Source organism: Brevibacillus sp. HD3.3A (assembly GCF_013284375.2).
In the GTDB taxonomy this organism is placed as follows: Bacteria; Bacillota; Bacilli; order Brevibacillales; family Brevibacillaceae; genus Brevibacillus; species Brevibacillus parabrevis.
In genome coordinates, this window is record NZ_CP085874.1 from 546,790 (window position 1) to 571,236 (window position 24,447).

28 protein-coding genes are annotated in these 24,447 nt (G+C 52.1%); 24 read left to right on the forward strand and 4 right to left on the reverse strand.

The window, feature by feature from the left end:
• Positions 1-70: 70 nt before the first annotated feature.
• The 4 genes from HP435_RS02920 (at position 71) to pstB (HP435_RS02935) (ending at position 3,746) form a co-directional block, all read left to right on the forward strand.
• Positions 71-1,024 carry a phosphate ABC transporter substrate-binding protein gene (locus HP435_RS02920; protein ID WP_122966590.1) on the forward strand — a complete coding sequence of 318 codons (954 nt, stop codon included), beginning with the start codon at positions 71-73 and terminating at the stop codon, positions 1,022-1,024.
• A 94-nt stretch (positions 1,025-1,118) separates the two neighbouring features.
• Positions 1,119-2,066, forward strand: a complete 948-nt coding sequence (gene pstC / locus HP435_RS02925) for a phosphate ABC transporter permease subunit PstC (RefSeq protein ID WP_122966589.1) — start codon at positions 1,119-1,121, stop codon at positions 2,064-2,066.
• Complete coding sequence (pstA, locus tag HP435_RS02930; RefSeq protein ID WP_122966588.1) at positions 2,067-2,957, forward strand: phosphate ABC transporter permease PstA; 891 nt, start codon at positions 2,067-2,069, stop codon at positions 2,955-2,957.
• Positions 2,958-2,972: 15 nt separating this feature from the next.
• Positions 2,973-3,746, forward strand: a complete 774-nt coding sequence (pstB, locus tag HP435_RS02935) for a phosphate ABC transporter ATP-binding protein PstB (RefSeq protein ID WP_063229446.1) — start codon at positions 2,973-2,975, stop codon at positions 3,744-3,746.
• A 209-nt stretch (positions 3,747-3,955) separates the two neighbouring features.
• Here pstB (HP435_RS02935) and HP435_RS02940 read toward each other — a convergent pair whose 3' ends face one another.
• Complete coding sequence (locus HP435_RS02940; RefSeq protein ID WP_173598099.1) at positions 3,956-5,983, reverse strand: methyl-accepting chemotaxis protein; 2,028 nt, start codon at positions 5,981-5,983, stop codon at positions 3,956-3,958.
• A 211-nt stretch (positions 5,984-6,194) separates the two neighbouring features.
• Between HP435_RS02940 and pstB (HP435_RS02945) the strand changes: the two genes are divergently transcribed.
• From pstB (HP435_RS02945) to HP435_RS02970, 6 genes are all read left to right on the forward strand, one after another.
• Positions 6,195-6,947, forward strand: a complete 753-nt coding sequence (gene pstB / locus HP435_RS02945; RefSeq protein ID WP_122966586.1) for a phosphate ABC transporter ATP-binding protein PstB — start codon at positions 6,195-6,197, stop codon at positions 6,945-6,947.
• A gap of 76 nt (positions 6,948-7,023) precedes the next feature.
• Positions 7,024-8,310, forward strand: a complete 1,287-nt coding sequence (locus HP435_RS02950) for an arsenic transporter (protein ID WP_173599862.1) — start codon at positions 7,024-7,026, stop codon at positions 8,308-8,310.
• A 161-nt stretch (positions 8,311-8,471) separates the two neighbouring features.
• Positions 8,472-8,864 (forward strand): hypothetical protein, encoded by a 393-nt coding sequence (locus HP435_RS02955; RefSeq protein WP_063229449.1) that lies wholly within the window; start codon positions 8,472-8,474, stop codon positions 8,862-8,864.
• 6 nt (positions 8,865-8,870) lie between these two features.
• The gene (locus HP435_RS02960) at positions 8,871-9,470 is read left to right on the forward strand and encodes a gluconate 2-dehydrogenase subunit 3 family protein (RefSeq protein WP_122966584.1); all 600 of its coding nucleotides are present in this window, start codon (positions 8,871-8,873) and stop codon (positions 9,468-9,470) included.
• Positions 9,460-11,097, forward strand: a complete 1,638-nt coding sequence (locus HP435_RS02965) for a GMC family oxidoreductase (protein WP_229049803.1) — start codon at positions 9,460-9,462, stop codon at positions 11,095-11,097. Before HP435_RS02960 ends, HP435_RS02965 begins: the two co-directional genes overlap by 11 nt.
• 95 nt (positions 11,098-11,192) lie before the next feature.
• On the forward strand, positions 11,193-11,525 hold the full coding sequence (locus HP435_RS02970) for an ArsR/SmtB family transcription factor (RefSeq protein WP_063229451.1): 333 nt from the start codon (positions 11,193-11,195) through the stop codon (positions 11,523-11,525).
• Positions 11,526-11,546: 21 nt separating this feature from the next.
• Here the strand turns inward: HP435_RS02970 and HP435_RS02975 are convergent, their stop codons facing one another.
• Entirely contained in the window at positions 11,547-11,798 is a 252-nt protein-coding gene (locus HP435_RS02975) for a glutaredoxin family protein (protein WP_122966583.1), read from the reverse strand.
• Positions 11,799-12,015: 217 nt separating this feature from the next.
• On the opposite strand from HP435_RS02975, the gene HP435_RS02980 reads away from it, so the two are divergent.
• The 14 genes from HP435_RS02980 (at position 12,016) to HP435_RS03045 (ending at position 23,853) form a co-directional block, all read left to right on the forward strand.
• Complete coding sequence (locus HP435_RS02980) at positions 12,016-12,183, forward strand: gamma-type small acid-soluble spore protein (RefSeq protein ID WP_063229453.1); 168 nt, start codon at positions 12,016-12,018, stop codon at positions 12,181-12,183.
• Positions 12,184-12,301: 118 nt separating this feature from the next.
• On the forward strand, positions 12,302-12,688 hold the full coding sequence (acpS, locus tag HP435_RS02985) for a holo-ACP synthase (RefSeq protein ID WP_173599861.1): 387 nt from the start codon (positions 12,302-12,304) through the stop codon (positions 12,686-12,688).
• A gap of 242 nt (positions 12,689-12,930) precedes the next feature.
• Complete coding sequence (locus HP435_RS02990) at positions 12,931-13,968, forward strand: outer membrane lipoprotein-sorting protein (RefSeq protein WP_122966581.1); 1,038 nt, start codon at positions 12,931-12,933, stop codon at positions 13,966-13,968.
• A gap of 198 nt (positions 13,969-14,166) precedes the next feature.
• Positions 14,167-15,612: a coiled-coil domain-containing protein gene (locus HP435_RS02995; protein WP_229049804.1), complete on the forward strand. Its 1,446-nt coding sequence runs from the start codon at positions 14,167-14,169 to the stop codon at positions 15,610-15,612.
• Between the two features lie 221 nt (positions 15,613-15,833).
• Positions 15,834-16,274, forward strand: coding sequence for a hypothetical protein (locus HP435_RS03000; protein WP_122966579.1), 441 nt, complete (start codon positions 15,834-15,836; stop codon positions 16,272-16,274).
• Between the two features lie 2 nt (positions 16,275-16,276).
• On the forward strand, positions 16,277-17,479 hold the full coding sequence (alr, locus tag HP435_RS03005; RefSeq protein ID WP_173599859.1) for an alanine racemase: 1,203 nt from the start codon (positions 16,277-16,279) through the stop codon (positions 17,477-17,479).
• A gap of 178 nt (positions 17,480-17,657) precedes the next feature.
• Positions 17,658-17,957, forward strand: a complete 300-nt coding sequence (locus tag HP435_RS03010; RefSeq protein ID WP_025845698.1) for a CopG family ribbon-helix-helix protein — start codon at positions 17,658-17,660, stop codon at positions 17,955-17,957.
• Between the two features lie 3 nt (positions 17,958-17,960).
• On the forward strand, positions 17,961-18,311 hold the full coding sequence (locus HP435_RS03015) for a type II toxin-antitoxin system PemK/MazF family toxin (RefSeq protein ID WP_005830205.1): 351 nt from the start codon (positions 17,961-17,963) through the stop codon (positions 18,309-18,311).
• Between the two features lie 224 nt (positions 18,312-18,535).
• Positions 18,536-18,973 carry an anti-sigma regulatory factor gene (locus HP435_RS03020; RefSeq protein ID WP_122966577.1) on the forward strand — a complete coding sequence of 146 codons (438 nt, stop codon included), beginning with the start codon at positions 18,536-18,538 and terminating at the stop codon, positions 18,971-18,973.
• Positions 18,967-19,968, forward strand: a complete 1,002-nt coding sequence (locus HP435_RS03025; protein WP_122966576.1) for a PP2C family protein-serine/threonine phosphatase — start codon at positions 18,967-18,969, stop codon at positions 19,966-19,968. The genes HP435_RS03020 and HP435_RS03025 overlap by 7 nt, the downstream gene beginning before the upstream one ends.
• A 25-nt stretch (positions 19,969-19,993) precedes the next feature.
• Positions 19,994-20,320, forward strand: coding sequence for an anti-sigma factor antagonist (locus HP435_RS03030; RefSeq protein WP_063229461.1), 327 nt, complete (start codon positions 19,994-19,996; stop codon positions 20,318-20,320).
• Positions 20,320-20,814, forward strand: a complete 495-nt coding sequence (gene rsbW, locus HP435_RS03035) for an anti-sigma B factor RsbW (protein ID WP_122966575.1) — start codon at positions 20,320-20,322, stop codon at positions 20,812-20,814. Before HP435_RS03030 ends, rsbW begins: the two co-directional genes overlap by 1 nt.
• The gene (gene sigB / locus HP435_RS03040) at positions 20,783-21,580 is read left to right on the forward strand and encodes an RNA polymerase sigma factor SigB (protein WP_122966574.1); all 798 of its coding nucleotides are present in this window, start codon (positions 20,783-20,785) and stop codon (positions 21,578-21,580) included. The genes rsbW and sigB overlap by 32 nt, the downstream gene beginning before the upstream one ends.
• A gap of 110 nt (positions 21,581-21,690) precedes the next feature.
• A complete protein-coding gene (locus HP435_RS03045) occupies positions 21,691-23,853 on the forward strand; it encodes a Tex family protein (protein WP_173599858.1) in 2,163 nt (720 codons plus the stop codon).
• 21 nt (positions 23,854-23,874) lie between these two features.
• Here HP435_RS03045 and cmpA read toward each other — a convergent pair whose 3' ends face one another.
• Positions 23,875-23,997 (reverse strand): cortex morphogenetic protein CmpA, encoded by a 123-nt coding sequence (gene cmpA, locus HP435_RS03050; protein ID WP_122966572.1) that lies wholly within the window; start codon positions 23,995-23,997, stop codon positions 23,875-23,877.
• 79 nt (positions 23,998-24,076) lie between these two features.
• Positions 24,077-24,412: a hydrolase/acyltransferase gene (locus HP435_RS03055; protein WP_122966571.1), complete on the reverse strand. Its 336-nt coding sequence runs from the start codon at positions 24,410-24,412 to the stop codon at positions 24,077-24,079.
• Positions 24,413-24,447 lie beyond the last annotated feature (35 nt).

Below are 24,447 nucleotides of genomic sequence, written 5' to 3' on the forward strand. Positions count from 1 at the left end.
TCGACCTGTATAGTTTGTACTTGTAAGAGAGAAAAAACAAACCGAACCTTTTAAGGAGGATTTTCATCCAATGAAAAAACTCAGCAAAATGTTAATGGCGCTGACATTTGTAGGAGCATTGCTCGCAGGTTGTGGAAGCAACAATGCGGCTCCAGCACCACAGCAACCAGCGCAACAACCGGCGCAGCAACCAGCTACTCCGGCTCCGGAACAAAACAACTCTGGTTCGACAACAACTACATCGGGTGAACCGATCACTGCAGTTGGTTCTACCGCTTTGCAGCCTCTGGTCGAGCAAACGGCCAAAGACTTTATGGCAAAAAATCAAGGTGTGCAAATCCAAGTTCAAGGCGGAGGAAGCGGTACAGGTCTGAGCCAAGTAGCAAGCGGCGCAGCAACAATCGGTAACTCCGACATCTTCGCAGAAGAGAAAAAAGGCATTCCGGCAAACGAACTGGTTGACCATAGAGTAGCAGTTGTTGGTATGGCAGCAGCGGTTAGCCCGAAAGTAAAAGTAGACAACCTGACCAAGCAACAACTGATCGACATCTTCACTGGCAAAATCACCAACTGGAAAGATGTTGGCGGCGACGATATGAAGATCACGCTGGTAAACCGTCCGAAGTCTTCCGGAACCCGTGCAACATTCAGCAAATTCGCACTGGACGGAAAAGAAGAAGCAGAAGGCATCACAGAGGATTCCTCGGGTACCGTTCGCAAAATCATCGCGGAAACTCCTGGCGCAATCGGCTACCTGGCTCTGTCCTACTTCAATGACTCCGTAAAAGCATTGAAACTCGACGATGTAGAAGCAAACGCAGAAAACATTGCATCGAACAAATACCCAGTGTGGGCATATGAGCACATGTATACAAAAGGCGAGCCAACTGGCAACGCAAAAGCTTTCCTGGAGTTCATCCTGTCTGAAGAAGTACAAAAGAAAACTATTACTGAACTGGGCTTCCTGCCAATCACAGACATGAAAGTAGAACGTGATGCAGAAGGCAAAGTAACGCAAAAATAAGACACTCACGGGTCAACAGCAAAATAGAGGGGTGGGGGGGCCTTACCCCTCATTTTGCTTGCTCGAAAGCCGTTTTCTTTCTAGGAGGGAGAACATGAACCATCGTATTGAAGGGGTAGGGACAAATCGCCAATCACTGATTGCGCGAAAAATGCTGACATACAATAAACGCCAATTTACAGAGAATATGACCGGGCGAACAATCGCCATGGTATGTGCGGCTTTGCTGGTCATCGTCGTCTTGTCGATTACGTACTTCATCGCTTCCAAAGGGTTGTCCACCTTTTTTGTTGACGGTGTCAGTATCAGTGAATTTTTGACTCAGGTGAAATGGGACCCAGAGGGCGAGCCTGCACTCTACGGTGTGTTTCCTTTCATCCTCGGATCGTTTTTGGTAACGGCTCTCGCTGCATTGATCGCGGCACCGCTCGGAATTGGCGCAGCGATTTTCATGACGGAAATATTCCCGGGCTTCGGGAAAAAAGTGTTGAAACCAGTTATTGAGCTTTTGGTTGGGATTCCATCCGTTGTATACGGATATGTAGGTCTTACTTTGTTGGTTCCGTTTATTCGCGAACAGTTCGATGTGTTGGGCTTCAGTCTGTTGGCTGGGGGACTCGTACTCGCTTTGATGATCTTGCCTACGATCACCAGTGTGGCGACAGATGCGATCGAGGCTGTGCCTCAAGATTTGCGGAACGCATCGCTTGCTCTGGGTGCGACGCGTTGGCAGACGATTTGGAATGTCGTGCTGCATTCTTCCCTGCCGGGTTGCTTGACGGCGGTCGTATTGGGGATGGCGCGCGCATTTGGCGAAGCGCTTGCGGTACAAATGGTGATCGGTAACACGACGAAGCTTCCAGGCAGCTTGCTTGATCCAATCAGCACGCTGACGAGCGGAATTACGCTTAACATGGGAAATACGATTCAGGGAACGCCTTACAACAATGCGCTCTGGTCCATGGCTCTTCTGCTGCTTCTGATGTCGTTCGTTTTCATTATGATCTTGCGCTTTTTGGGCAGAAAAAGGCTGGTGAAGTAAATGAGAGCGAGATTGATGGACCGTATTGCGACTGTTGTGCTGACTCTGATTGCCGCTTTGATTATCGGTACGCTTATCGGCTTGCTCGGCTTTATTTTGACGCAAGGCTGGCATAAGCTGAACCTGGACTTTTTGACTTCTCCGCCTGATATCGTCAACGCAGGAGGCGGGATCGGACCGCAGCTGTTCAACTCGTTTTACTTGCTGGTTCTGACCATGCTGATTGCTTTGCCGCTTGGCATCGGAGCAGGAATTTATATGGCTGAATATGCGCCGGATAACAAGTTCACACAGTTTATCCGCATGAGTATAGAAGTGCTTTCTTCGTTGCCGTCTATCGTTGTTGGTCTGTTTGGTTTGCTCGTCTTCGTAAACATGACGGGCTGGGGGTATACCTTGTTCTCCGGTGCCCTGGCTTTGACCGTTTTCAACCTTCCGTTGCTCGTACGCGTAACAGAGGATGCGCTGCGCAACGTGCCGCGCAGTCAAAAAGAAGCAAGCCTGGCGCTTGGCATCACCAAATGGCGGACGATCGTTTCCGTCATTCTTCCGGCAGCGCTCCCGGGCATTCTCACCGGGGCGATCCTCGCTTCCGGCCGCGTCTTCGGGGAAGCGGCTGCGCTCTTGTTCACGGCAGGGATGTCTTCGCCGAACCTGAACTTTGCTGATTTCTCCTTGAACAGCCCGACCTCTCCGCTGAATCCGTTCCGCCCGGCTGAAACATTGGCCGTGCATATTTGGAAAGTAAACAGCGAGGGGCTGACGCCAGACGCCCGCGATGTGGCAGACGGTGCGGCAGCTGTTCTGATCATTGCTGTGTTGCTCTTTAACCTCTCGGCCCGTTGGTTTGGTACTTGGGTGTACAAAAAGATGACTTCAGGGTCCAACTAAGGAGAGATGACGGGGATGTCCATACTCACCATGCAGGATACGATTATTTCGACAAACAATGTCTCGGTTTATTACGGCGAGAAGCAAGCCGTCAAAAATATCTCGATGGAAGTCGAGCGCAACTCGGTGACGGCTTTTATCGGGCCGTCCGGCTGTGGAAAATCGACGCTTTTGCGCAGCCTGAACAGGATGAACGACCTCGTTCCTTCGTGCCGCGTGACAGGCTCGATTGTCGTGGATGGAATCAACATCAACAGTGAGGAAGTCAACATCGAGAGCTTGCGCCAGGTCGTCGGAATGGTGTTCCAGAGGGCCAACCCTTTTTTCAAATCGATCTATGAAAATATCGCGTTCGCCCCGCGTTTTCACGGATTGACGGATCGTCGCAAGCTGGACGAATTGGTGGAGACGAGCTTGCGCAAAGCGGCTTTGTGGGACGAAGTAAAAGACCGTCTGCGCGATTCCGCCCTGTCTCTGTCAGGCGGACAGCAGCAGCGTCTGTGCATCGCACGCGCCATTGCCATGCAGCCGACCATTTTGCTGCTGGATGAGCCGGCTTCTGCGCTCGACCCGATTTCTACGATGAAAATCGAAGAGCTGGTCATGCAACTGAAGGAAGAATACACAATTGTGATCGTGACGCACAACTTGCACCAGGCGGCGCGCATCTCGGATAAGACGGCGTTCTTTTTGCTCGGCGAACTGGTCGAGATGGATGAAACGGGAAAAATTTTCACCTCGCCAGAAAACGACAAGACAGAGGCGTACATCAGCGGTCGCTTTGGCTGAATCGCGAAGGAAAAGGAAAAGGCTCTCCTGGCAGCAAGCTTGCGCAGGAGGGCCTTTTCTTGTACAGTCTCGGGGCAAGGGCAAGGGCAAGGGCAAGGGCAACGCCGGAGCCAGAGCCACGAAATGCAGCATGACTCCCCAAGCGTTGATGACTGCTGCGCCGTGCGACGAGTCGGCTAGACAGCAAAACAAGCAACAGAAAAAGCCTTCTACGCAGAAGGCTTTTCTACTGCCCGGAAAAACCGGATTTCGTGCTCCAAATCTTCTACGATGCCAGCGAGTCGCTCTGAATCGTGCAGGAACTGCTCAGACAGCGAGAGACTTTCCTGATTGGCGGCGACCGCTTGCTGGGTGCCGGCAACCACTTCCTGAGCGGAATCCGCGAGGCTGTCGACGCGCCGGAAAATGACCTGGCTTTGACTGGAGATCGTTTCGGCCAACTGCCTGATCGCTTCAAACTGCGTCGTCAAAACTTCGCTGATCGAGATCGTCTGCTGGAAAATATCTGTCGCCTGATGCAATGTGTGAATCCCGTCGACGGTCGCGTGATCGGTAGTTGCCAGACAAGCCTCTACGCGCTCCATCCGGTTCTCGCCGGACGTGATGACGTGTTGGATGCGAGTAGTGGCCTCCTCGGTTTGCTCCGACAACAGGCGGATTTCGTCAGCCACGATGCCGAAGCCGAGTCCAGCCTGACCAGCTCGCGATGCTTCAATCCGGGCGTTGAAAGACAACAGTCTGGTGCGCTGCGAGATGGAGGAAATCCAGCCGAGAATGTCCCGAATGTCATCCATGCTTTCTCGCATCGAACCCATCGCCTGAAGGGATGCTTTCATATCCGTCGAGATTTTTTGCATGTTGTCTTTTAACAGGGCGATTGAGGTTGCGGCTTTGGCGCTTTGTTCCCGCGATTTCTGATTTTGCATGATCGCTGTTTCCATCGATTGGGTGACGCGGCCCAACTCTTGCGTGATGTCTGCCATAGTTTGGTGAATATCATCGATTTGGGCTTGCTGGTTGTCCATTTCCAGGGCGAGTCGCTCCGTGACGGAGACGACCTCTGTCTGCATGGCGTGGGAGTGGCGCGAGCCTGTTCCGACATGCTCGGCCACCTGTTTGACATCGGAAATGACGTACTGGATTTTGCCGATGATCGTTCTGATCTGTCCGCTCATCCGGTTGAAGCTGTCGGCGAGCTGTCTGATTTCATCATTGGTTTGGACGTGCATCGTCTGGAACAAGTCGCCTTCGCTGAAAGCCGTCATTTTTTGCTGGACTTCTTTGACGGGCTTGATAATTTTGCGAACGTACAAATAGAGCAGCAAAGCCAGTGAAATCAGACCGACGAGCGAGACGACCAGAATCGTCAGCTGCAAGCGGCGGACCTCCTGCTTGACCTCTGATACGGATTGAACGACGATCATTCCCCATTTGAGCGCCGGGTCGAACTTGTAGGCGGCGAACGCATCCATGCCGTTTATATGGAACGAATCAAAGCCTGACTTGCCTGCGATCACATTGGAGACGACGGGCAGCTCCGTGAGCAGGGGGCGCTGCAAGGCGTACGTTTTATCCGGGTGAGCGAGCAGCTTCCCTTGCTGATCGACAATCATCGCGTACCCGGTATTTCCCAGCTTGATTTGTCCAATCGACTCGCTGAGCTTTGGCACGGAGACGAACGCTACGACTACCCCGACAGGTTCTTCCTCGTCGTTGCGCAAAGCCATCGACACGGCGATTTTGGGAAACTCGGTTGCGGAAAATTGAAACACGTCCGAGACAAAAGCGGTTGGTTTGTCCCACGCTCCTTTGTACCAGTCTGCTGCCCGCGGATCATAAGAACTGTCCAGCGGGGAGCCTGGGAAGGTCAAGTAACGCCCATCTGCTGTAACGACCTGAATTTCCGAAATCGTCGGATTGCTGTTAACCATGTCGGTAAAGATGCCGAAGCTCTGACTGTTTGTGATTTTGCTGTTTTTGTAAGTAGAAGCATAGGAGGAAAGAGCGGTGATGATCGACTGTACGCGGCTGTTCACTTCCTGCAAGGCAGACCCGGATGCATCGAAGAGCTGCTGCTTCGTTTTTTCATTGAGTGTGCTTTCCGATTGATAACTGATAAAGAATGCGGCAATGGCCATCATGCTGACTACCATGGTCAAAATCCCGAAAAACAATCTGGTAAAAATCGATCGGTAATGAAACGACGCGTTGCCCAATATACGTTTTTTTCTCGGCATTACATGCTCTCCCCTTATTCGACAAAACGTTCAGCTTTATTGTAGGGTGTACTATTGGGGGCGTATATGGTTTGCAAGAAACATTTACCATAACTTTACCTAGCTTTAAAACTTTATGGAAACTTAATATAGTCCTCATCAAAGCATAACATTGGCGAGCTATAGTGGTTGAGTAATCAGATGCTACAACCGCGAAGGAGCGAAGGAAAGCATGAGTGTTATTTCGGTAAGAGAGTTAAATCTCTTCTACGGTAACAAACAAGCCCTCTATCATATAAATCTTGATGTTGAGCCAAATTCCATTACAGCTTTGATCGGGCCGTCCGGCTGCGGGAAGTCTACGTTTTTGCGTACGTTGAACCGGATGAACGACTCTGTTCCGAACACCAAAATCACCGGGGTTGTAAAGGTGTTTGATGAAGACATTTACAGTTCCAGCGTGGAAGTCGAGCGGTTGCGTAAAAATATCGGAATGGTGTTCCAGCATCCGAATCCGTTTCCGAAAAGCATTTACGACAATGTCACCTACGGACCGAGACTTCACGGCATGATGGATCGCCACAAGCTCGACGAGATCGTGGAGAACAGTCTCAAGGCCGCTGCTTTGTGGGACGAAGTCAAGGACGTGTTGAAAAAGCCTGCTACCGGACTGTCTGGCGGACAACAGCAACGTCTCTGTATTGCACGCGCGCTGGCTGTCCAGCCGCAAGTCATTTTGATGGATGAGCCTACTTCTGCGCTGGACCCGATCTCCACGGCGAAAATCGAGGAGCTGCTGGAAGAGCTGAAAGATACGTATACGATCGTCATCGTGACGCATAACATGCAGCAAGCAGCGCGTATTTCTGACAAAACGGCGTTCTTCCTCAACGGGGAGCTTGTGGAATTTGACCAGACGCCAACGATTTTCCAAAACCCGCGCGACAAACGGACAGAGGACTACATTACTGGCCGTTTCGGATAAAGCAAGTTTGTAGTAAGGTAGAGGAGCGGACCGATTGCGGGTTCGCTCTTTTTGGCGTGGAGGGGAGACATACGCGGTGGTCTGGATTTCATTGTTGATTTTTATCGTTACGCTGACATTGGTTATTTGGCAGCCAAAAGGTTTGTCGATCGGCTATCCGGCGGTAGGGGGAGCTGTGTTGGCTCTTGTGACAGGGGTAGTGTCACTCGCTGATGTGGCGGAAGTGACGTCGATCGTCTGGAATGCCACGTTTGCCCTGGTTGGCATTATCATCATTTCGCTCATTTTGGATGAGATCGGCTTTTTTGAATGGGCCGCCCTGCATATGGCGCGATTGGCAAAAGGAAATGGCCGCTTGATGTTCACCTACGTCATTTTGCTCGGGACGCTGGTGTCTGCTTTGTTTACGAATGACGGAACAGCGCTGATCCTGACGCCGATCGTACTCGCCCAGGTTCGCGCACTGAAGCTCGACGGCGGGATGGTTTTGGCATTTGTCATGGCGAGCGGCTTCATCGCTGATACGAGTTCCTTGCCTTTTGTGGTCAGCAACCTGGTCAACATCGTTTCCGCTGACTATTTCGACATCGGCTTTGCCGAATACGCGCTGAAAATGGTTTTGCCCACCTTGTTTTCTGTCGGCGGCAGCCTGCTGGTTTTGTTACTGTACTATCGCAAAAGCATCCCGCGTCACGTAGATTTGTCCCAGCTTCGGCGGCCGGGAGAGGCTATTCGCGACCAGCGACTGTTTCGCCTGGCGTGGCCGATTCTCGGCGTGCTGTTGCTCGGCTTTTTTCTAAGCGAGTCGATCCATGTGCCTGTTTCGTTCATCATCGCGCTCGCCGCTCTCGTGTTTTGCCTCGTTTCGCGAAAAAGCAAGGCGATTGCCATGGGCAGGATCATGAAGGAAGCGCCGTGGGTGGTCGTCATTTTTTCCATCGGCATGTATGTGGTGGTCTGGGGGCTGCACAATGCGCAGCTTACGGATTTGGTGAAAGCGGCGCTCGTAGCGCTCATGGATTGCGGCTTGCTTGCAACCACGCTAGGCACAGGGCTGATTTCCGCCATTTTGTCTTCGATCATGAACAACTTGCCGACCGTCATGTTCAACGCTTTGGCGATTGGCAGCACGCAAGCAGAAGGCGTCTTCCGCGAAGCGATGATCTACGCCAACGTCATCGGGAGCGATCTCGGACCCAAAATAACGCCGATTGGCTCGCTCGCCACTTTGCTGTGGCTGCACGTACTGGGCCGCAAAGGCGTGAAAATTACGTGGGGTCAATATTTTCGCACAGGGGTTGTGCTGACGGTGCCGACTCTCATCATTACTTTGCTCGGGTTGTACCTGACACTGATCCTTTAAAAGAAACGGATAAAGCAAGTCTGCTGACGATTGGACCAGCAGGCTTGTTTTTTTATGGACGCGAAGAGGGGTGTTTTCCGAAAATAGCTTTTTTACTCGAATAGGACAGCAGAAGCAAAGGGAAAAATAGGCGCAACATACAGCAAAAGGAGGATGTTTCCATGTGGCAGGGCTGGCCGATCGAGCGTGTGCTTATTTTGTTTGCGGGACTGTCGTTCATTTTGATTGCCGTTCAAGTCACTCTGTTTCATTCCAGACAAAACTTTCGGCATTGGGCGATGTGGGTGCCTGTGATTGAACTGCCGATTTTTGCGGTTGCCGCTATTGTGTTGTCGTTCGTGAATGCAGGATGGCTCAGGTGGGTGTTTGCCTTGATGATGTTCGTCGGCATGGGGGGAGGCGTGTACGGGGCTTATCTGCACGCCGCAGGAGTCAAACAGCGCGTAGGCGGATTTTCGCAATCGCAAAATTTTTTGGTCGGCCCTCCGGTTATTCTTCCTCTGCTCATTACGGCGATTTCTGCTTTGGGGCTATTGGCCCTGTTCTGGGGGTGAGGGCAGATGGCAAAGCACAGACGTTACCCTGCCTATGATGTGTGGGAAGAGCACGCCAATTGGGATGTTCACACGCGACAAATTGTTGGAGCCAGGAAAATGCCGCAGGTCGCCCACAGCTACTTGCTGCCTGCCGAGGCCCTTTTGCTGCAAGCGATTGTGAGTGTGCTTGTAGATGACCACAGGCTGGAGGTGCTGACTTTTGTCGTGGCGCATATCGATGAGTCGCTCGCGAGTCCCGTCGGAGAATCGCAGCGCAAGGTCGGTGTTCCGGAGAAAAAACAGCTGTATCGTCTCGGCCTGGCAGGTGTGGAAGCTGAGAGTCACGCAGAGTTCGGTTGCGAGTTTGGCGCGCTCTCCGCTGGCGATCAGGAGCAGGTGTTGAAGCGGATTTCTGGCGGCAGCGTGAAGGAGCAAGAGGCGTGGACGCATGCTGCGGCCGTCGATTTTTTCAAAAAGCTGCTGCACGATACCGTGCAAGCCTATTATTCGCACCCGCTCGTCTGGTCGGATATCGGTTACGGCGGGCCAGCTTATCCTCGCGGTTATGTGCGGGTGGAAAAAGGATTGACAGACCCATGGGAGGCGAAGGCAAATGGCGAATAACGACGAGAAGCGGCATCCCAACGAAGCGGATCGGGCACGTTCCTCCCAGGATGGCCTGGTACGAAAATACGCGGAAGAAGCAGATGTATGCATCGTCGGAGCAGGCGCGGCAGGAGGAGTGCTGGCGTACGAATTGGCGAAAGCAGGACTGCGCGTGGTCGTGCTGGAAGCAGGGCCGTTCTGGGACCCGCAGCGCGACTTTGCCAGCGACGAGTTGAGCATGCAGCGGCTTGCCTGGCAGGAGACGAGGCTGGTTGCGGGAAACGACCCTTTGCGGCTGGGTCATAACAACTCCGGGCGGGGAATCGGCGGAGGCACCGTTCATTTTACAGGGGTATTTTTACGATTTCACGAAAGCGATTTTATGACCCGGACAGCAGATGGGGTCGGGGAAGACTGGCCGATCACCTATCATGACCTGGCTCCGTATTACGACAAGATCGAGCGGGAAATTGCCGTGTCAGGCCCGCATCATTTTCCGTGGGGAGCTTTTCAGGGGCCGTATCCTTACCCGGTTCGCGAACCGATCAGCGCCAACGCCCAATTGTTCCGGGAAGGCTGCGACAAGCTGGGGATCGAAAGCGTAGTTGCCCCCCTCGCGATTTTATCGGCTCCGTTTGACGGCCGGCCGCCCTGTATCAACCGCGGCTTTTGCAACCAGGGCTGTATGCCGAATGCCAAGTACAGTGGTCTGATTCATCATATTCCAAAGGCGATCGCAGAAGGAGCGGAAGTATTGTCTGACTGCACGGTCACGGAAATATTGATGGCGGGCGACCGAGTCAGCGGAGTGTTGTTTTCCCATCAGGGGCTGATGCATCGGCAGATGGCGCGGGTCGTTATTCTCGCCGGTTTTGTTGTGGAAACGCCACGCTTGCTGTTGAACTCGGCGACATCGCGGTTCCCCCAAGGATTGGCCAATTCCAGCGGCTGGGTAGGCAAAGCGATCATGCCTCATTCAAGTCATGACGTCTACGGGCGGCTCCCGGAAGAAGTGCGCCTGTACAAAGGAACGCCAGTGCTTGCCTTGACCCAGCACTTTTATGAGACGGAGCGGGAGCGCGGCTTCGCCAGAGGGTACACGCTGAGTGCGCATGGATCAAGACCAGTCGGCATGGCGGGAGCAATCGCGACGGAGCGGGAAGACAAAACCTTTTTGTGGGGCAAACAACTGCGGGAAACGATGCTTGACTACAACATGTATGCGCGAATTACGCTGGTAGGGGAAGTGCTCCCTCATCCTGACAATGCCGTTACGCTTAGCGGGGAAAAAGATGAAAACGGGATGCCGATACCGAAAGTCACTTTCAGCTATCAGGAAAACGACCGCAAGCTGTACCAGCATGCCATCGGGCAGATGAACCGGATCATGGAAGCGATGGGCGGAAAGCCGGAGCATGTCGTCTCGGATACCGCTCATTTGATGGGGGGCTGCCGAATGGGGAATAACCCCGAGCAGTCGGTTGTGAACGAGTTTGGGCAATCTCATGACATTCCCAATCTTTTCATAGCGGGTGCTTCCACATTCGTTACATCGAGTGGCAGCAACCCGACAAACACAGTAATGGCGCTGGCTGCGCGCACAGCGGACAAGCTGATCGAAGCGATGCAGCAGCGAGATGTTTAAGAAGTGTTCAAGGAACTTTTACGTTCATATCTTCCCCATCATATAAGCCATATAGTATACTGGGAAACAGATATGCAAGGCAAAGGTGGGTTCGTATGGAAACGGATTTGATGCAGGTATTGTTTTTATCCGAAGTTTACAAGCTGCTTGGTGACAAGACGCGCTTGACGATCATGGCTCTTTTGCAAGTCCAATCACTGTGTGTCCGTGATCTCGTGGAGATTCTGCAAACTTCCCAACCCTCTGTTTCCCAGCACTTAGCTAAGCTAAAGACACATGGTTTGGTCAAAGAGCGTCGCAAGGGACCATGGGTATTTTACTCTGTTAATACAGAATGCTCTCCTGCCGTTAAGCAAATTTTGTCTCACTTGCCAGATATGTCACCGATTGTCAAACAAAAATCAGCCGATGAACCTTCGTTCGGCTGATCAGTCTTAGGAAGCGTTGGATCAGATGAGATCCAGCGCTTTTTTTAATTCTTCCTTGTCGAAGCCGTGGATGACAAACTGTTCGCCGCCTTCCTTTTCGATGAAAGTAACGGGAGTCATGCTGGCTCCGAGGTTGATGGCTTCCTGGAAAAAGGCGTCGTTTTTGCGGATATCTCTATCTTCAAAAGCGATGTTTTGGGATGTCAGCCACATTTTTTCTTCCTGGCAAGGGCCGCATGTCGTCTGGGTGTAAACAATAACGGTTTGAGCCATGTAAAACGCTCCTCTCAAGTGGTAGTCGATCACTTAATTCGCGCTTGCTTACGGATTTCCTGCGCGGTATTGCACTTATAGGATACCCCGGTTCGCTGGTGAAAACAGGACAGAAGCAATCGGAGCGAGTTTGTACGGTCTGGAAAAATTAGGATGGATATGAGTGAGGGGGGCGGTACAAATTATATTCAGTGACGTCGAGGAGGTGAATGGAACGATGCCTAAACAAAACAAGCAAGCAGGAATGAACAAAGCTAACCAAGCGGCTCAGGCGCAAAACACTGCTACTGAATTTGCTAGCGAAACAAACGTAGCGGAAGTTCGTCGTCAAAACCAACAATCCGCTCAAAAATCCGGCCAACAAGCAGGTCAAGCTACTGAGTAGTAGCTGTAGACAACAACAACCCTCGCATCTTGCGGGGGTTTTTTCGTTTGGCTTGCAAAAAGGGCGGAGAGGATGGTACTGTGACAGCAGAATCTACAAGCTGGGAGGGCTTTTGCCCATGATTGTCGGTATTGGCGTGGATATAGTAGAGATTGAACGAGTTGCAACATTGATCGGGCGAAGGGAAAATGCGATCAACCGTTTTCTCACCGATGAAGAAAAGCTGCTGCTGACGGGAAAATCGGCGCACAGGCAGGCGGAGATGGTGGCTGGCAGGTTCGCGGCAAAAGAAGCCGGGGCAAAAGCACTCGGGACGGGGATCGGACAGGCACTCAGCTTTCTCGATATGGCAATTACTCCGAGCGAAACGGGCAAGCCGTTGATGCAGATCAATCCGGATGTACTGACCCGACTGGGGCTGGAACCGGCGCGCATTCGTGTACACGTAAGCATTTCGCACAGTCAGACGCACGCTATGGCACAGGTGGTTGTGGAAGAGCTGTAAACTTGTCTGCATATTGGGACGAGGATGGACATACATTTATATCGCGTAGATCAGGAGGGACTACCTGCTCTGACACAGGAAGGGTAAGTCTTCAGCCGATCAAGCGATATCGCGTCCTTTGTACCCCGTACAGCTTTTTGACACGATGAGCGCTGCAAGAGGCGAAAGACTGACAGATTTCCCAGGAAATAGACAGGGGTGCCCTTCTTTGTCGAAAAAGTTGACAAGGAGGAGTTCATTGAATGAAAAGGGCAGCTTTACCACTGGTGTTATTGTTGGTCTTTACGTTGATGCTCGGCGGTTGCTTCGGTCAGAAAACACCAGAAGATGTGGTGAGTGACCTGAACGGAGCACTGGGGAAAATGAGCGGATACAAGTCTCAGGCGGTTTTGACTATGCAGACGGGCTCTACACCTATGGAGTATGACGTCCAGGTCTGGTATGAGAAGCCCACGAATTATCGGGTGGCGCTCACCTCCAAGCAGCGTGGAATTACCCAGATCATTCTGCGCAATAACGAAGGAGTTTTTGTCCTGACTCCACACCTGAACAAAAGCTTCCGCTTCCAGAGCGGTTGGCCGGAGAACAATGGCCCACTCTATTTGTATGAGACGCTGGCGAAGAGCATTATTGACGATGCGGAGCGTCAAATGAAGATGGAGGAAAAGCAGTACGTCTTTGAAGTGAAAGCAAACTACAGCGGCAATCGCTCGCTCACCAAGCAAAAGATTTGGCTGACAGAAGACTTCAAGCCAACTCATGCGGAGATTATGGATTCGAGCATGAAGCCACTGGTGCGAATCGACTTTACCGAATTTTCGTTCAACCCTACCTTTGACAAGGATGCGTTTGACAGAGATCGCAACATGAGCACAAGCTCTTTGCCAGCAATTCCAACGATGGCAGGCGCAAACGGACAGGTCGCCAAGCTTCCGAACAGCCAGTTCGGTGTGATCGTGCCGACTTACGTGCCTGAGGGAGTCAAGCAGGGCGATATCGAGCCAGTGACGCGTGATGGCGTGCGGACAGTCATCCTCAACTACAAAGGGGCGTATAACTACAAGCTGATCGAAGCCCGTCCGACAGAAGCTTCCGTATCTTATGAACAAGGCATGCCTGTCAATCTCGGCTTCACAGTCGGGGTGCTGGCACAAACGGGTGAAAAAACACGACTGCTCACATGGGAGCTGGACGGTGTCGAATTTACAATCGCCGGAGATTTGCCAGAAGAAGAGATGGTCAATGTCGCTCAGTCGACTTACGGTCTCGGCGGGAAATAAAAATAGGGAGAGGGGACGGCTTATGACCGTCCTCTTTTTGTTGTGTCCAGACGAAGCTTTGTCTCTTACCAATCCTCCTTTACTTTCCCGCAACTTTTCCATTTTTCTCAAAAGGGAATCTAAAATAGCCTGTGTAGACTGAGCATGTACCCGGAAGAAGCGGTACATAACTACACCGAGTGAAAGGGTTGAGCAAATATGTTTAGCAAAGCAAAATTGGGAATGCTTTTGGGCACGATGGCAGCAGTTCTGAGTATTGGGAGCTTGGGCAGCGCCTTTGCAGCAGATACAACACAAACACAGGCGCAAGCGCAAAAATTGGAGAAACCGTCAGAGGTGAAATTCGCTTTCGGCGGCAAAATGAATCATCACGGCGGGGGCATCAAAGGCGTTTCCTTCAAAGAAAACACAGAGCTGCTCTCCTTGCTGAAGCTGGATGCAGACAAGCTGGCTGAAGAACTGAAAGCAGGCAAATCGCTGGCAGCAGTAGCAGAAGCGCAAGGCGTGTCGGTAGACGACCTCGTATCTTTGCTGGTTGAACAACAAGAAGCGAAGCTGAAAGAAGCCGTAACAGCAGGCAAGTTGACGCAAGAACAAGTCGACAAAATGAACGAAAACGCAGCGGAGCGCGTCAAAGAAATGGTGCAAAACACGCATCAGGACAGAGGCCCGGGCAAAGGCTTTGGTTTCGGCGGCGGATTCGACAAAAACGAAGAACTGCTCTCCTTGCTGAAACTGGATGCAGACAAGCTGGCTGAAGAACTGAAAGCAGGCAAGTCGCTGGCAGCAGTAGCAGAAGCGCAAGGCGTGTCGGTAGACGACCTCGTATCTTTGCTGGTTGAACAACAAGAAGCGAAGCTGAAAGAAGCGGTCACAGCAGGCAAGCTGACGCAAGAGCAAGCTGACAAAATGAACGAAAACGCAGCGGAGCGCGTCAAAGAAATGGTGCAAAACACGCATCAGGACAGAGGACCGGGCAAAGGCTTTGGTTTCGGCTTCGGCGGCGGATTCGACAAAAACGAAGAACTGCTCTCCTTGCTGAAACTGGATGCAGACAAGCTGGGCGAAGAACTGAAAGCAGGCAAGTCGCTGGCAGCAGTAGCAGAAGCGCAAGGCGTGTCGGTAGACGACCTCGTATCTTTGCTGGTTGAACAACAAGAAGCGAAGCTGAAAGAAGCGGTCACAGCAGGCAAGCTGACGCAAGAGCAAGCTGACAAAATGAACGAAAACGCAGCGGAGCGCGTCAAAGAAATGGTGCAAAACACGCATCAGGACAGAGGACCGGGCAAAGGCTTTGGTTTCGGCTTCGGCGGCGGATTCGACAAAAACGAAGAACTGCTCTCCTTGCTGAAACTGGATGCAGACAAGCTGGGCGAAGAACTGAAAGCAGGCAAGTCGCTGGCAGCAGTAGCAGAAGCGCAAGGCGTGTCGGTAGACGACCTCGTATCTTTGCTGGTTGAACAACAAGAAGCGAAGCTGAAAGAAGCGGTCACAGCAGGCAAGCTGACGCAAGAGCAAGCTGACAAAATGAACGAAAACGCAGCAGATCGCGTGCAAAAAATGGTGGAAGGCAGCTTCACAAAAGGGGCATTCCGAGGACACGGCGAGAAAAAGGCAGAACAGGACAAAGCGGGCGAACAATAGTCCGCAAACGAACGCACAAAAGAGCAGGCGAATCTTCTCGCCTGCTCTTTTCCGTAGCGGAGCAGTCCGCCAACAACACCGGGATAGGCCGCAGTCAGCCGCTTGGCGGCGGTAATTGCGTGCACGCATGAGGTAAAAGGACAAACCCTGAATTGACACGCACCGGGAAAACACGATACATTCAAGGTAACTTATACCGTAATGAGGTGGCATGCAGCAAGATGAAAAAATCGTCTACCGATGTATTGTACCAGGAAGAGTCGACCTACAAGGACATGCTGTTGCGCAAAAGCTGGAGCATGCGGATTGCCGAGACCATCACCTTCGTTTTGGGGATGATGATTCTCGCACAAATTTTTCCGAGGAATGACGCGACCTTCAAAGTGTTGGCTATTGCGATTGCCATAGCAGTCGTCGGTCTTGCTCCATTCCTGTACAAGTCGATTATGCGTCCTGTGTACAAGCTGACGAAGACTCACCTGATCGTCAGCATCTCCGGAAAAGAAACGAGCTATCCTTTGTCAGAAGTGGAGCAGGTTTACGAAGGCCGCCATTTCTATCGCTTGGGAGGCAAAAAAGAATCGTTGATGGTTTCCAGGCAGTTTCTCAATCAGTTGAATGAGCGCTTGAGTTACTATAATAAAGGGAACAAGAGGAGATAGGAATGAAACCGTTTTGTCGTGACACTTGGGTTGAGGTTGATTTGGACGCCATCCGGACCAATGTTGAGACGTTCCGCGGCCATTTGCCGAAAAACACGGGCATTATGGCTGTCGTCAAGGCAGACGGTTACGGACACGGCGCTGTGCACGTAGCCAGGGAGGCGCTTGCGAGCGGTGCCGACACTCTGGCGGTGGCGATGCTCGATGAAGCGATTATTCTGCGACAGGCAGGAATCGAAGCGCCGATTTTGGTGCTCGGGTATACGCCGACTGATTCGCTCGAAAGTGCCAGCAGACTGAATGTTGAACTGACGACATACAGCACGGACTGGATTCGGGCAGCGAACCGACTGCTCGAACAAAAGGGCCTCGATCCCGTCCGCGTGCATGTAAAAACGGACACAGGCATGGGGCGTTTGGGCGTCCAGACAGCAGAGGCGTTGCTCGAGGTGGTAGGCGCTCTCGAAGACAGCCCCAAGCTGGAATGGACAGGCATTTTCACCCACTTTGCCTGCGCGGACGAACCGGACACGACCCATGTGCGACGACAACACGAGACGTTTCAATCCTTTTTGCAAGCACTGCGCGCAGCGGGAAAGCAGTTGCCCACAGTACACTGCTGCAATACAGCTGCCGCCATCGCTTTTCCCGATTGGGGGTATGATACGATCCGTTTAGGCATAGGTTTATACGGATTGTATCCTTCACCGTACATGAAAGAGCGTGCGGACGTGACTCTTGTCCCTGCCCTTTCCCTGAAAACCAAAATTGCCCATGCAAAAACAGCAGTGGAGCCGTTTACGGTCAGCTATGGCGCGACTTATACGGCAGAACCAGGTGAGCGAATCGCCACTTTGCCCATTGGATACGCCGATGGGTATTCCCGCCTCTTGTCCAATCGGGGAGAAGTGTTGTACAATGGTTCCCGCTATCCAATCGTAGGGCGAGTCTGCATGGATCAAACCATGATCAGACTGGAACCGGAGGCTGGGCAGGTCGGCGATGAAATCGTTCTATACGGCAAACAGGGGGATGAGGAAATCTCTCTGGATGAGGTTGCTCAGTTGCTTGGAACGATTAATTATGAAGTCCCCTGCATGCTGAATTACCGGATTCCGCGCGTCTATGTCCGCAACAAGGAAATCACTGAGGTGTTTCATCCGCTGGCGATGAAGCATGTGCCTGTAAAAAGTGTAAATAACTAGCAAGCAAAAATCAGCAGGAGTTTTCTAGTGGAGCGCGAATATTAGTTAAGCGCAAATGCGGGCTTTTTTGCCTGAAAAGCTTACGGATAGGTATATTTTTGCAATGGTTTCGACATAATGGTATTGTTCATACTGGCTGTTCTTTCAAGAACTGGCATGGTAGATGGAAGTTACGGTCATGGTTGGAGGTGGATTTGTCTTGTCGAAGTCAAACACGAAACGCATCATGATCAGTTTGCCGCAACACTTGCTACAGGAAGTGGATGGCGTCATTCAAAAGGAGAAATCCAATCGCAGCGAGTTTATTCGTCAGGCGATGCATTTGTATTTGAAGGAGCGTAAAAAACGTACGATCCGGGAGACAATGCAAAAAGGGTATATGGAGATGGCGAAGATTAATCTGAAAATGGCATCGGAGGCTTTTGGCGCTGAGGAAGAGGCTGACCATACTCTTGTCCGCTTAGTTAGCGGGGTGTGACCTGTGATTGTCAAACGTGGCGATGTATTTTTCGCGGACCTGTCACCGGTCGTTGGCTCTGAGCAAGGAGGCGTGCGGCCTGTTTTAGTCATTCAGAACGACATTGGAAATCGATTTAGTCCGACGGTCATCGTCGCAGCCATTACGGCGCAAATTCAGAAGGCAAAGCTGCCTACGCATGTGGAAATTGACGCAAAAACATATGGATTTGATCGTGACTCCGTCATTTTGTTGGAACAAATACGAACCATTGACAAACAAAGGCTGACCGATAAGATTACCCATCTCGATGACGAGATGATGGATCGGGTCAATGAGTCTTTACAAATCAGCTTGGGCCTCATTGATTTTTAAAAAATGAATCAAGCGCTGGGAGAGGAAAAGCCACTTGGGTGAAGCAAGTGGTTTTTTTGCTGTGGGGGCAGGGAATTGCCATGTCTGTAGCGAATGTGTTTGTTGTGAATAGTAGACAAAAAGTGACACGATTTGCTATTACTTCCGAGGTAGAGAAAAAACTTCGATCGCATTCATTTTCATTTATTTCTACCTATTAAGTGAGGGCGGAAGGGGTTTTTTGATTGTGGCAGAGCTGTAGTCCTGAGACAATCAAGATCAAACAAGAAACAGACATCGTAACAGCGAGACAAGTGGGGCGAAATATGTCGAGACAGCTCGGCTTCGGTACAATCATGCAGTCCCGAATCGCCACGTCCATCTCCGAATTGGCCCGTAACATTTATTTGTACGCAGGTAGCGGGACAATCACGATTGAGCCGATTGAAAAAAACGGTGTGATTGGCTTGCAAATGACCGCAATAGATGCGGGACCGGGAATCCCCGATATCCGCAAAGCTTTGGAAGACGGCTATTCGACTTCCGGCGCACTCGGGGCAGGGTTGCCAGGAGTCAGGCGCATGATGGATGAATTTGAAATCCACAGCTCCCGAGAAGAAGGAACGCGAGTGGTCGTCGTGAAGTGGAACAGCCCGCTGGAGGAGGGGAGAGACAAATGGTAATCCGAAGCTTGGAGGAAGAGTATGTAAAGCTTCTTCGGGATTACCTGAACGGCCCTGGCGAGGATCAGCTGTACGTAGCCCAGCAGATGGGCAAGTGGCTGCTCGCCCGCAATATTTCGCCGGAAGAATTGACAGATATGCATGGGCGGGCATTGGAAAAGCTGGGCGATGTCCCGGAATTTGTGCGTGCGTCCTTTTCCATCCTGACCGAAGTAATGATTGAATACGGCAACGAACATCGGTCCGTACATAGCTGGCGGAGCAGGCATCAACAGTTGGAAGCGGAGATGGCAGTGGCCCAGGCGATGCAGCAGACGCTTTTGCCTGGAGAAATACCCGCTTATCCCGGTTTGGAGATCGGCCTTGTCAGCATAGCAGCGAAGCAAATGTCCGGAGACTATTACGACTTTATTTGTCAGGACGAAGAGCGATTTTGCCTGAGCGTTGCGGATATTACGGGAAAAGGAATTTCCGCAGCGATGTGCATGTCCATGCTCAAGTACGCGATTGACAGCTTGCGAGAGATGCCGCTTGGCCCTGACGAGATGCTGCACCATCTCAACCGGATTGTCGGTCGAAACATCGATCCGAGCATGTTTGTAACGATGCTCTACGGAGCGTACGATACGCGGCTCCATTCATTCCGCTATGCTGTGGCGGGGCATGAGCCTGGCTTTTTGTATCGGGCTTCAGAAAAAAAGTTTGCCGATTTGGAAGGACAAGGCTCAGCACTGGGGCTATGCCCGAGTAGCGAATACGAAGTGCGGGAAGTTCGCCTGGAACCGGGAGATGTTCTGATTCTTCTGACAGATGGTGTAACAGAATGCAAAAAAAACCGATACTATTTGCAAAGGGATGAGTTAATTCTCCACATGCAAGCCGAAGTGGGCGTCCATGCCCAAAAAATGGCGAACGCCCTGTACAACAGGCTGCTTACGCTCTCCCAATTTGAACTGCTGGATGACTACACCATGATTGTACTTCGAAGAACATGAAGCAATGCAAGGGAGGGAGATGGCGATGGATCTGTTCATGAACACCACTAGCCAGGAGGCAGAGCATCTGGTGGTCCTTGGGGGAGATATTGACGCCCATACAGGACCAAAAGTAAAGGAGACACTCATGTCTCTCGCAAATCAGCCTGGCGCCAGCCGCATTTTGGTCGATTTGGAAGCGGTCGAGTATATGGACAGCACAGGAATCGGAATTTTCATCGCGGCCATGAAAGCGTGCAAGCAAAACGGATGCGCGTTTGAGGTTCAAAAATTGTCTCCACGCGTGGAAAGGCTGTTTCGCATCACAGGCTTGTACGAACATATTGCCGTCCGCAAAGGAGAGAGCGAGTAATGGCTCAACAAAAACCTCTGGCTGACAGGATTCGGTTGACTTTGCCAAATCAAACGGATTACCTGGGCGTGGCGAGGCTTACTGTGTCGGGGATAGCGAATCGCATGGGCTTTTCCTATGAGGAGATTGAGGATATCAAGCTTGCAGTAGGGGAAGCGTGCACGAATGCAGTAAAACACGCGTACAAGGATAAAGAAGAAGCTGGTTTTATCCATATAGAATGTCAGGTTTGCTCCGATCGTCTGTGCATCGAGGTGAGCGATCAGGGCGTAGGATTTGCCGAAGAGCTGTTGCCAGAACAACTGACACCGATTTATGCAGGAAGAAACCTTGAGGATCTGGATGAAGGAGGTCTTGGCCTTTATCTCATCCACACACTGATGGACGAGGTAGTGATTCGCTCCGAATCAGGAGTGATGGTCTCCATGACCAAGTATGTTCGGCGGGATGGGGTGGCTGGCGATGACTGGACAATCTCGGAAACGGAAGTATAGTCCGGAGGAGCTCCGGCAGCTCATTCAACTGTATGGGCAAACGAGGGACGAAAGCCTGCAGGAGCAGTTGGTGACCGCCTATACTCCGCTAGTTGAAACGTTGGCCAAAAAGTTTGTGCGTGGACAAGTTATGTACGAAGACCTTGTCCAGGTGGGGATGATCGGGCTGCTTGCGTCCCTGCGCCGATTTGACCCTTCTTTTGACAGAACGTTTGAAAGCTTTGCGATCCCGACGATTGTCGGAGAAATCAAGCGATACATCCGGGACAAGACGTGGAGTGTGCACGTGCCGCGCCGTGTAAAAGAATTGAGCCCGAAGATCAAGCGCGTTGTGGATGAGCTGACAGCCAAGCTGCAACGTTCGCCGAAAATATCCGATATTGCGAACTGCCTGGGCGTAACGGAAGAAGCCGTATTGGAGACGCTCGAAATGGGGCGGAGCTACCATTCCCTTTCCATGGACAGCGAGCTGGAAGCAGACAACGACGGCAACACGATCACACTGCTGGATCTCGTCGGCCAGCAAGAAGTGGGCTACGGACAAGTCGAACAAAACTTGATGCTCGACCGGGCGCTGCACGTTCTGGACAAGCGGGAAAAAGAAATCATTCATTTAACCTTTTATCAAAATTTGAGCCAGAAGCAGGCCGGAGACATCATGGGCATGTCCCAGATGCATATTTCCCGCTTGCAGCGTCGTGCATTGGGCAAGTTGAGAGAGGCTTTGCGGGTAGAACAGCTGGAAACGGCGAGAACAGCAACCTAACAGGGAAGCTTGGGAGGAGGGGCATGTGCACCTCTTTTTTTTGCCCGTTTCCAGACGTTGCTAGCAAATATGGTACAATAAACGGCGAAGTACGAGCGCAGGAGGAATGTATGGAGCTTACATTGATGATCCAGACAATCGCCCAGGATACGGGCGTCAAACCTCATCAGGTGGAACGCACGGTTGCCCTTTTGGATGAAGGCAATACCGTTCCTTTCATTGCCCGCTACCGAAAGGAAATGACCGGGCAGTTGGATGAAACGCAAATTCGGGCGATCGAGGAACGCGTGCGTTATTTGCGCAACCTGTCAGTACGCAAGGAAGAAGTGGTCCGGCTCATCGAGGAGCAGGGCAAGCTGACGGATGAATTGAAGGCGGCAATTGAGAGGGCCACGAAGCTGCAAGAAGTGGAAGACCTTTACCGACCGTACAGGCAAAAGCGCCGCACGCGAGCGACGATGGCCAAGGAAAAGGGATTGGAGCCGCTCGCCACGTACTTGTTGAGCCTGCCGAAAAAAGGTGATCCGCAAGAGGAAGCACAAAAATACGTGGATGCCGAAAAAGGCGTGGAAACGATCGAGCAAGCTTTGCAAGGGGCGATGGATATCGTTGCCGAGCACATTTCCGACGATCCGGACATCCGCCAGTGGGTTCGCCAGCGCACCGTGCAAAAAGGGCTGCTGGTGACCGAGCAAAAGGCAGAAGAAGCAGACGAGAAAAACGTATACCAGATGTATTACGCATACAGCGAGCCTTTGAAAAAGGTTGTGCCCCATCGCGTGCTCGCCATCAACCGGGGAGAGAGCGAAGGCATCCTGAAGGTGACCGTAGAAGCGCCAGTCGCCGAGATTTTGGCCTGGATGCAAAGGCGGATGGTTCCCGGCGAGACGGTCGTTCGCTCACTCATGGAGCAGACAGTCGAGGACGCGTACAAGCGCTTGATTGCGCCGTCGATCGAGCGGGAGGTGCGCGCCGAGCTGACAGAGGCGGCAGAAGAGCGGGCCATCCACATTTTCGCGGAGAACTTGCGCAATCTGCTGTTGCAGCCTCCGGTAAAAGGCAAAGTCGTTCTCGGGGTCGACCCGGCATTCCGGACTGGCTGTAAATTAGCTGTAGTCGATGAGACGGGCAAGCTATTGGAAGTAGCGGTCGTCTACCCTACTCCTCCGATAAACAAAGTGGCAGAAGCAGCGGCAAAAGTTCGCCAGTTGATCGAGACGTACGATGTCAGTGTCATCGCGATCGGCAACGGTACGGCCTCGCGTGAGACGGAGCAATTTATTGCCAATCTGCTTAAGGAACTCAAGCGCCAGGTCATGTATATTATCGTGAATGAAGCGGGAGCGTCGGTGTACTCAGCTTCACCTTTGGCGAAAGAAGAGTTTCCGGACCTCGATGTAGCGGAGCGCAGTGCTGCCTCGATCGCCCGGCGTTTGCAGGACCCGCTTGCCGAACTGGTCAAGATCGACCCGAAATCGGTTGGCGTGGGCCAATACCAGCATGACGTGTCCCAGTCGAGATTGGCCGACAGCTTGCAATTTGTCGTCGAATCGGCGGTAAACCACGTCGGGGTGGACGTCAACACAGCATCCTCGTCGCTGTTGCAGTACGTATCGGGAATCAGCAAGCAAGTGGCGGGCAACATCGTGAAAAAGCGGGAAGAGATCGGCATGTTCTCGTCTCGCAGCCAGTTGAAGGAAGTTCCTCGACTGGGAGCCAAGACGTACGAGCAGTGCATCGGCTTTTTGCGCATCACAGGAGGAAGCGATCCGCTGGACAAGACCCCGATTCACCCGGAATCGTACGCGGCTACGCACAAGCTTTTGGCGATGATCGAAATTGCGCCGAGCGAAATCGGCAGCGAGCGCTGCAAAGAGCGCCTGCAATCGCTCGATATCGAGAAGACAGCCGAGCGGCTTGGCATCGGGGTTCCGACGCTCACGGATATTGTCGAGAGTCTGTTGCGTCCGGGACGCGACCCCCGCGATGAGCTGCCGAAGCCGCTCTTGCGCAGCGACGTGCTGCAACTGTCCGATCTCGGAGTAGGGATGAAGCTGCAAGGAACGGTTCGCAATGTGGTAGACTTCGGGGCGTTTGTGGATATCGGTCTGAAAAACGATGGGCTTGTTCACATTTCCCGGCTGAAAAAAGGCTTCGTCAAGCATCCGCTCGACGTTGTGACCGTAGGAGACATCGTGGATGTGTGGGTTGTCGAAATCGATGAAAAGCGCCAGCGCGTGGGCTTGACCATGATCGCCCCGGGCGAAGCGTAAACATAAAAAGGCGGCCTCCTGCTACTCGGGACGGCCGCCATGTTTTTCCCAATATAAGAACCAGCAACTGTTCAGCAAACGAATTTGTCGAATGTCCTTCCCGTTGAAGGCACGCTGCAACTGCTTACGCATCCATTGGGGCATGTAGGTACCTCCTGGAATTATTCGCCTATTGGCAATGTATGCACAAAGACGATCAGGAGGTACTTATTTTCCAAAAAACTTACTCTTCGTCGCGCAAAAATTCAAGTTGGGCCTGTAAAGCGCGAATCTCGGTCAACAAGGAGATCAGTGGATACTGACTCTCGGGGAGTGCGGCAAAGCGTTCTTCCAGACTGCTGACGTAATCGAGTCCATCCACAACGGCGAGTCCGCTTCCCAAAAGCTCCAGGTCAGCGCATTCCGCAAGCACGGTCGGCAGCTGTGGCCGATCCTCGATGGTTAGCTTGTCGATTTCCTTGTACAGTCGCTTGAACAGGGCAACAAGCTGATACATATGCGTTTCAGGCAGCGCAACGAACGTCAACCCGTCTTTTTCCTGCAAGATCAAATAGCGCATAAGCTCCTCCAAACCAATCTACTTTTCTTCCACCC

What these genes read in the sequence shown, in the direction of transcription:
- HP435_RS03025 (WP_122966576.1), top strand. Translation starts at nt 18,967, where the DNA reads ATGGTAATCCGAAGCTTGGAGGAAGAGTATGTAAAGCTTCTTCGGGAT.
- cmpA (WP_122966572.1), bottom strand. Translation starts at nt 23,997, where the DNA reads ATGCCCCAATGGATGCGTAAGCAGTTGCAGCGTGCCTTCAACGGGAAG.
- HP435_RS03030 (WP_063229461.1), top strand. Translation starts at nt 19,994, where the DNA reads ATGGATCTGTTCATGAACACCACTAGCCAGGAGGCAGAGCATCTGGTG.
- HP435_RS03010 (WP_025845698.1), top strand. Translation starts at nt 17,658, where the DNA reads ATGGTTGGAGGTGGATTTGTCTTGTCGAAGTCAAACACGAAACGCATC.
- HP435_RS03045 (WP_173599858.1), top strand. Translation starts at nt 21,691, where the DNA reads ATGGAGCTTACATTGATGATCCAGACAATCGCCCAGGATACGGGCGTC.
- HP435_RS02920 (WP_122966590.1), top strand. Translation starts at nt 71, where the DNA reads ATGAAAAAACTCAGCAAAATGTTAATGGCGCTGACATTTGTAGGAGCA.
- pstC (WP_122966589.1), top strand. Translation starts at nt 1,119, where the DNA reads ATGAACCATCGTATTGAAGGGGTAGGGACAAATCGCCAATCACTGATT.
- HP435_RS02995 (WP_229049804.1), top strand. Translation starts at nt 14,167, where the DNA reads ATGTTTAGCAAAGCAAAATTGGGAATGCTTTTGGGCACGATGGCAGCA.
- HP435_RS02980 (WP_063229453.1), top strand. Translation starts at nt 12,016, where the DNA reads ATGCCTAAACAAAACAAGCAAGCAGGAATGAACAAAGCTAACCAAGCG.
- HP435_RS02955 (WP_063229449.1), top strand. Translation starts at nt 8,472, where the DNA reads ATGTGGCAGGGCTGGCCGATCGAGCGTGTGCTTATTTTGTTTGCGGGA.
- sigB (WP_122966574.1), top strand. Translation starts at nt 20,783, where the DNA reads ATGACTGGACAATCTCGGAAACGGAAGTATAGTCCGGAGGAGCTCCGG.
- HP435_RS02940 (WP_173598099.1), bottom strand. Translation starts at nt 5,983, where the DNA reads ATGCCGAGAAAAAAACGTATATTGGGCAACGCGTCGTTTCATTACCGA.
- pstB (WP_122966586.1), top strand. Translation starts at nt 6,195, where the DNA reads ATGAGTGTTATTTCGGTAAGAGAGTTAAATCTCTTCTACGGTAACAAA.
- rsbW (WP_122966575.1), top strand. Translation starts at nt 20,320, where the DNA reads ATGGCTCAACAAAAACCTCTGGCTGACAGGATTCGGTTGACTTTGCCA.
- HP435_RS02960 (WP_122966584.1), top strand. Translation starts at nt 8,871, where the DNA reads ATGGCAAAGCACAGACGTTACCCTGCCTATGATGTGTGGGAAGAGCAC.
- HP435_RS03000 (WP_122966579.1), top strand. Translation starts at nt 15,834, where the DNA reads ATGAAAAAATCGTCTACCGATGTATTGTACCAGGAAGAGTCGACCTAC.
- pstB (WP_063229446.1), top strand. Translation starts at nt 2,973, where the DNA reads ATGTCCATACTCACCATGCAGGATACGATTATTTCGACAAACAATGTC.
- alr (WP_173599859.1), top strand. Translation starts at nt 16,277, where the DNA reads ATGAAACCGTTTTGTCGTGACACTTGGGTTGAGGTTGATTTGGACGCC.
- pstA (WP_122966588.1), top strand. Translation starts at nt 2,067, where the DNA reads ATGAGAGCGAGATTGATGGACCGTATTGCGACTGTTGTGCTGACTCTG.
- HP435_RS02965 (WP_229049803.1), top strand. Translation starts at nt 9,460, where the DNA reads ATGGCGAATAACGACGAGAAGCGGCATCCCAACGAAGCGGATCGGGCA.
- HP435_RS03055 (WP_122966571.1), bottom strand. Translation starts at nt 24,412, where the DNA reads ATGCGCTATTTGATCTTGCAGGAAAAAGACGGGTTGACGTTCGTTGCG.
- HP435_RS02975 (WP_122966583.1), bottom strand. Translation starts at nt 11,798, where the DNA reads ATGGCTCAAACCGTTATTGTTTACACCCAGACGACATGCGGCCCTTGC.
- HP435_RS02970 (WP_063229451.1), top strand. Translation starts at nt 11,193, where the DNA reads ATGGAAACGGATTTGATGCAGGTATTGTTTTTATCCGAAGTTTACAAG.
- HP435_RS02990 (WP_122966581.1), top strand. Translation starts at nt 12,931, where the DNA reads ATGAAAAGGGCAGCTTTACCACTGGTGTTATTGTTGGTCTTTACGTTG.
- acpS (WP_173599861.1), top strand. Translation starts at nt 12,302, where the DNA reads ATGATTGTCGGTATTGGCGTGGATATAGTAGAGATTGAACGAGTTGCA.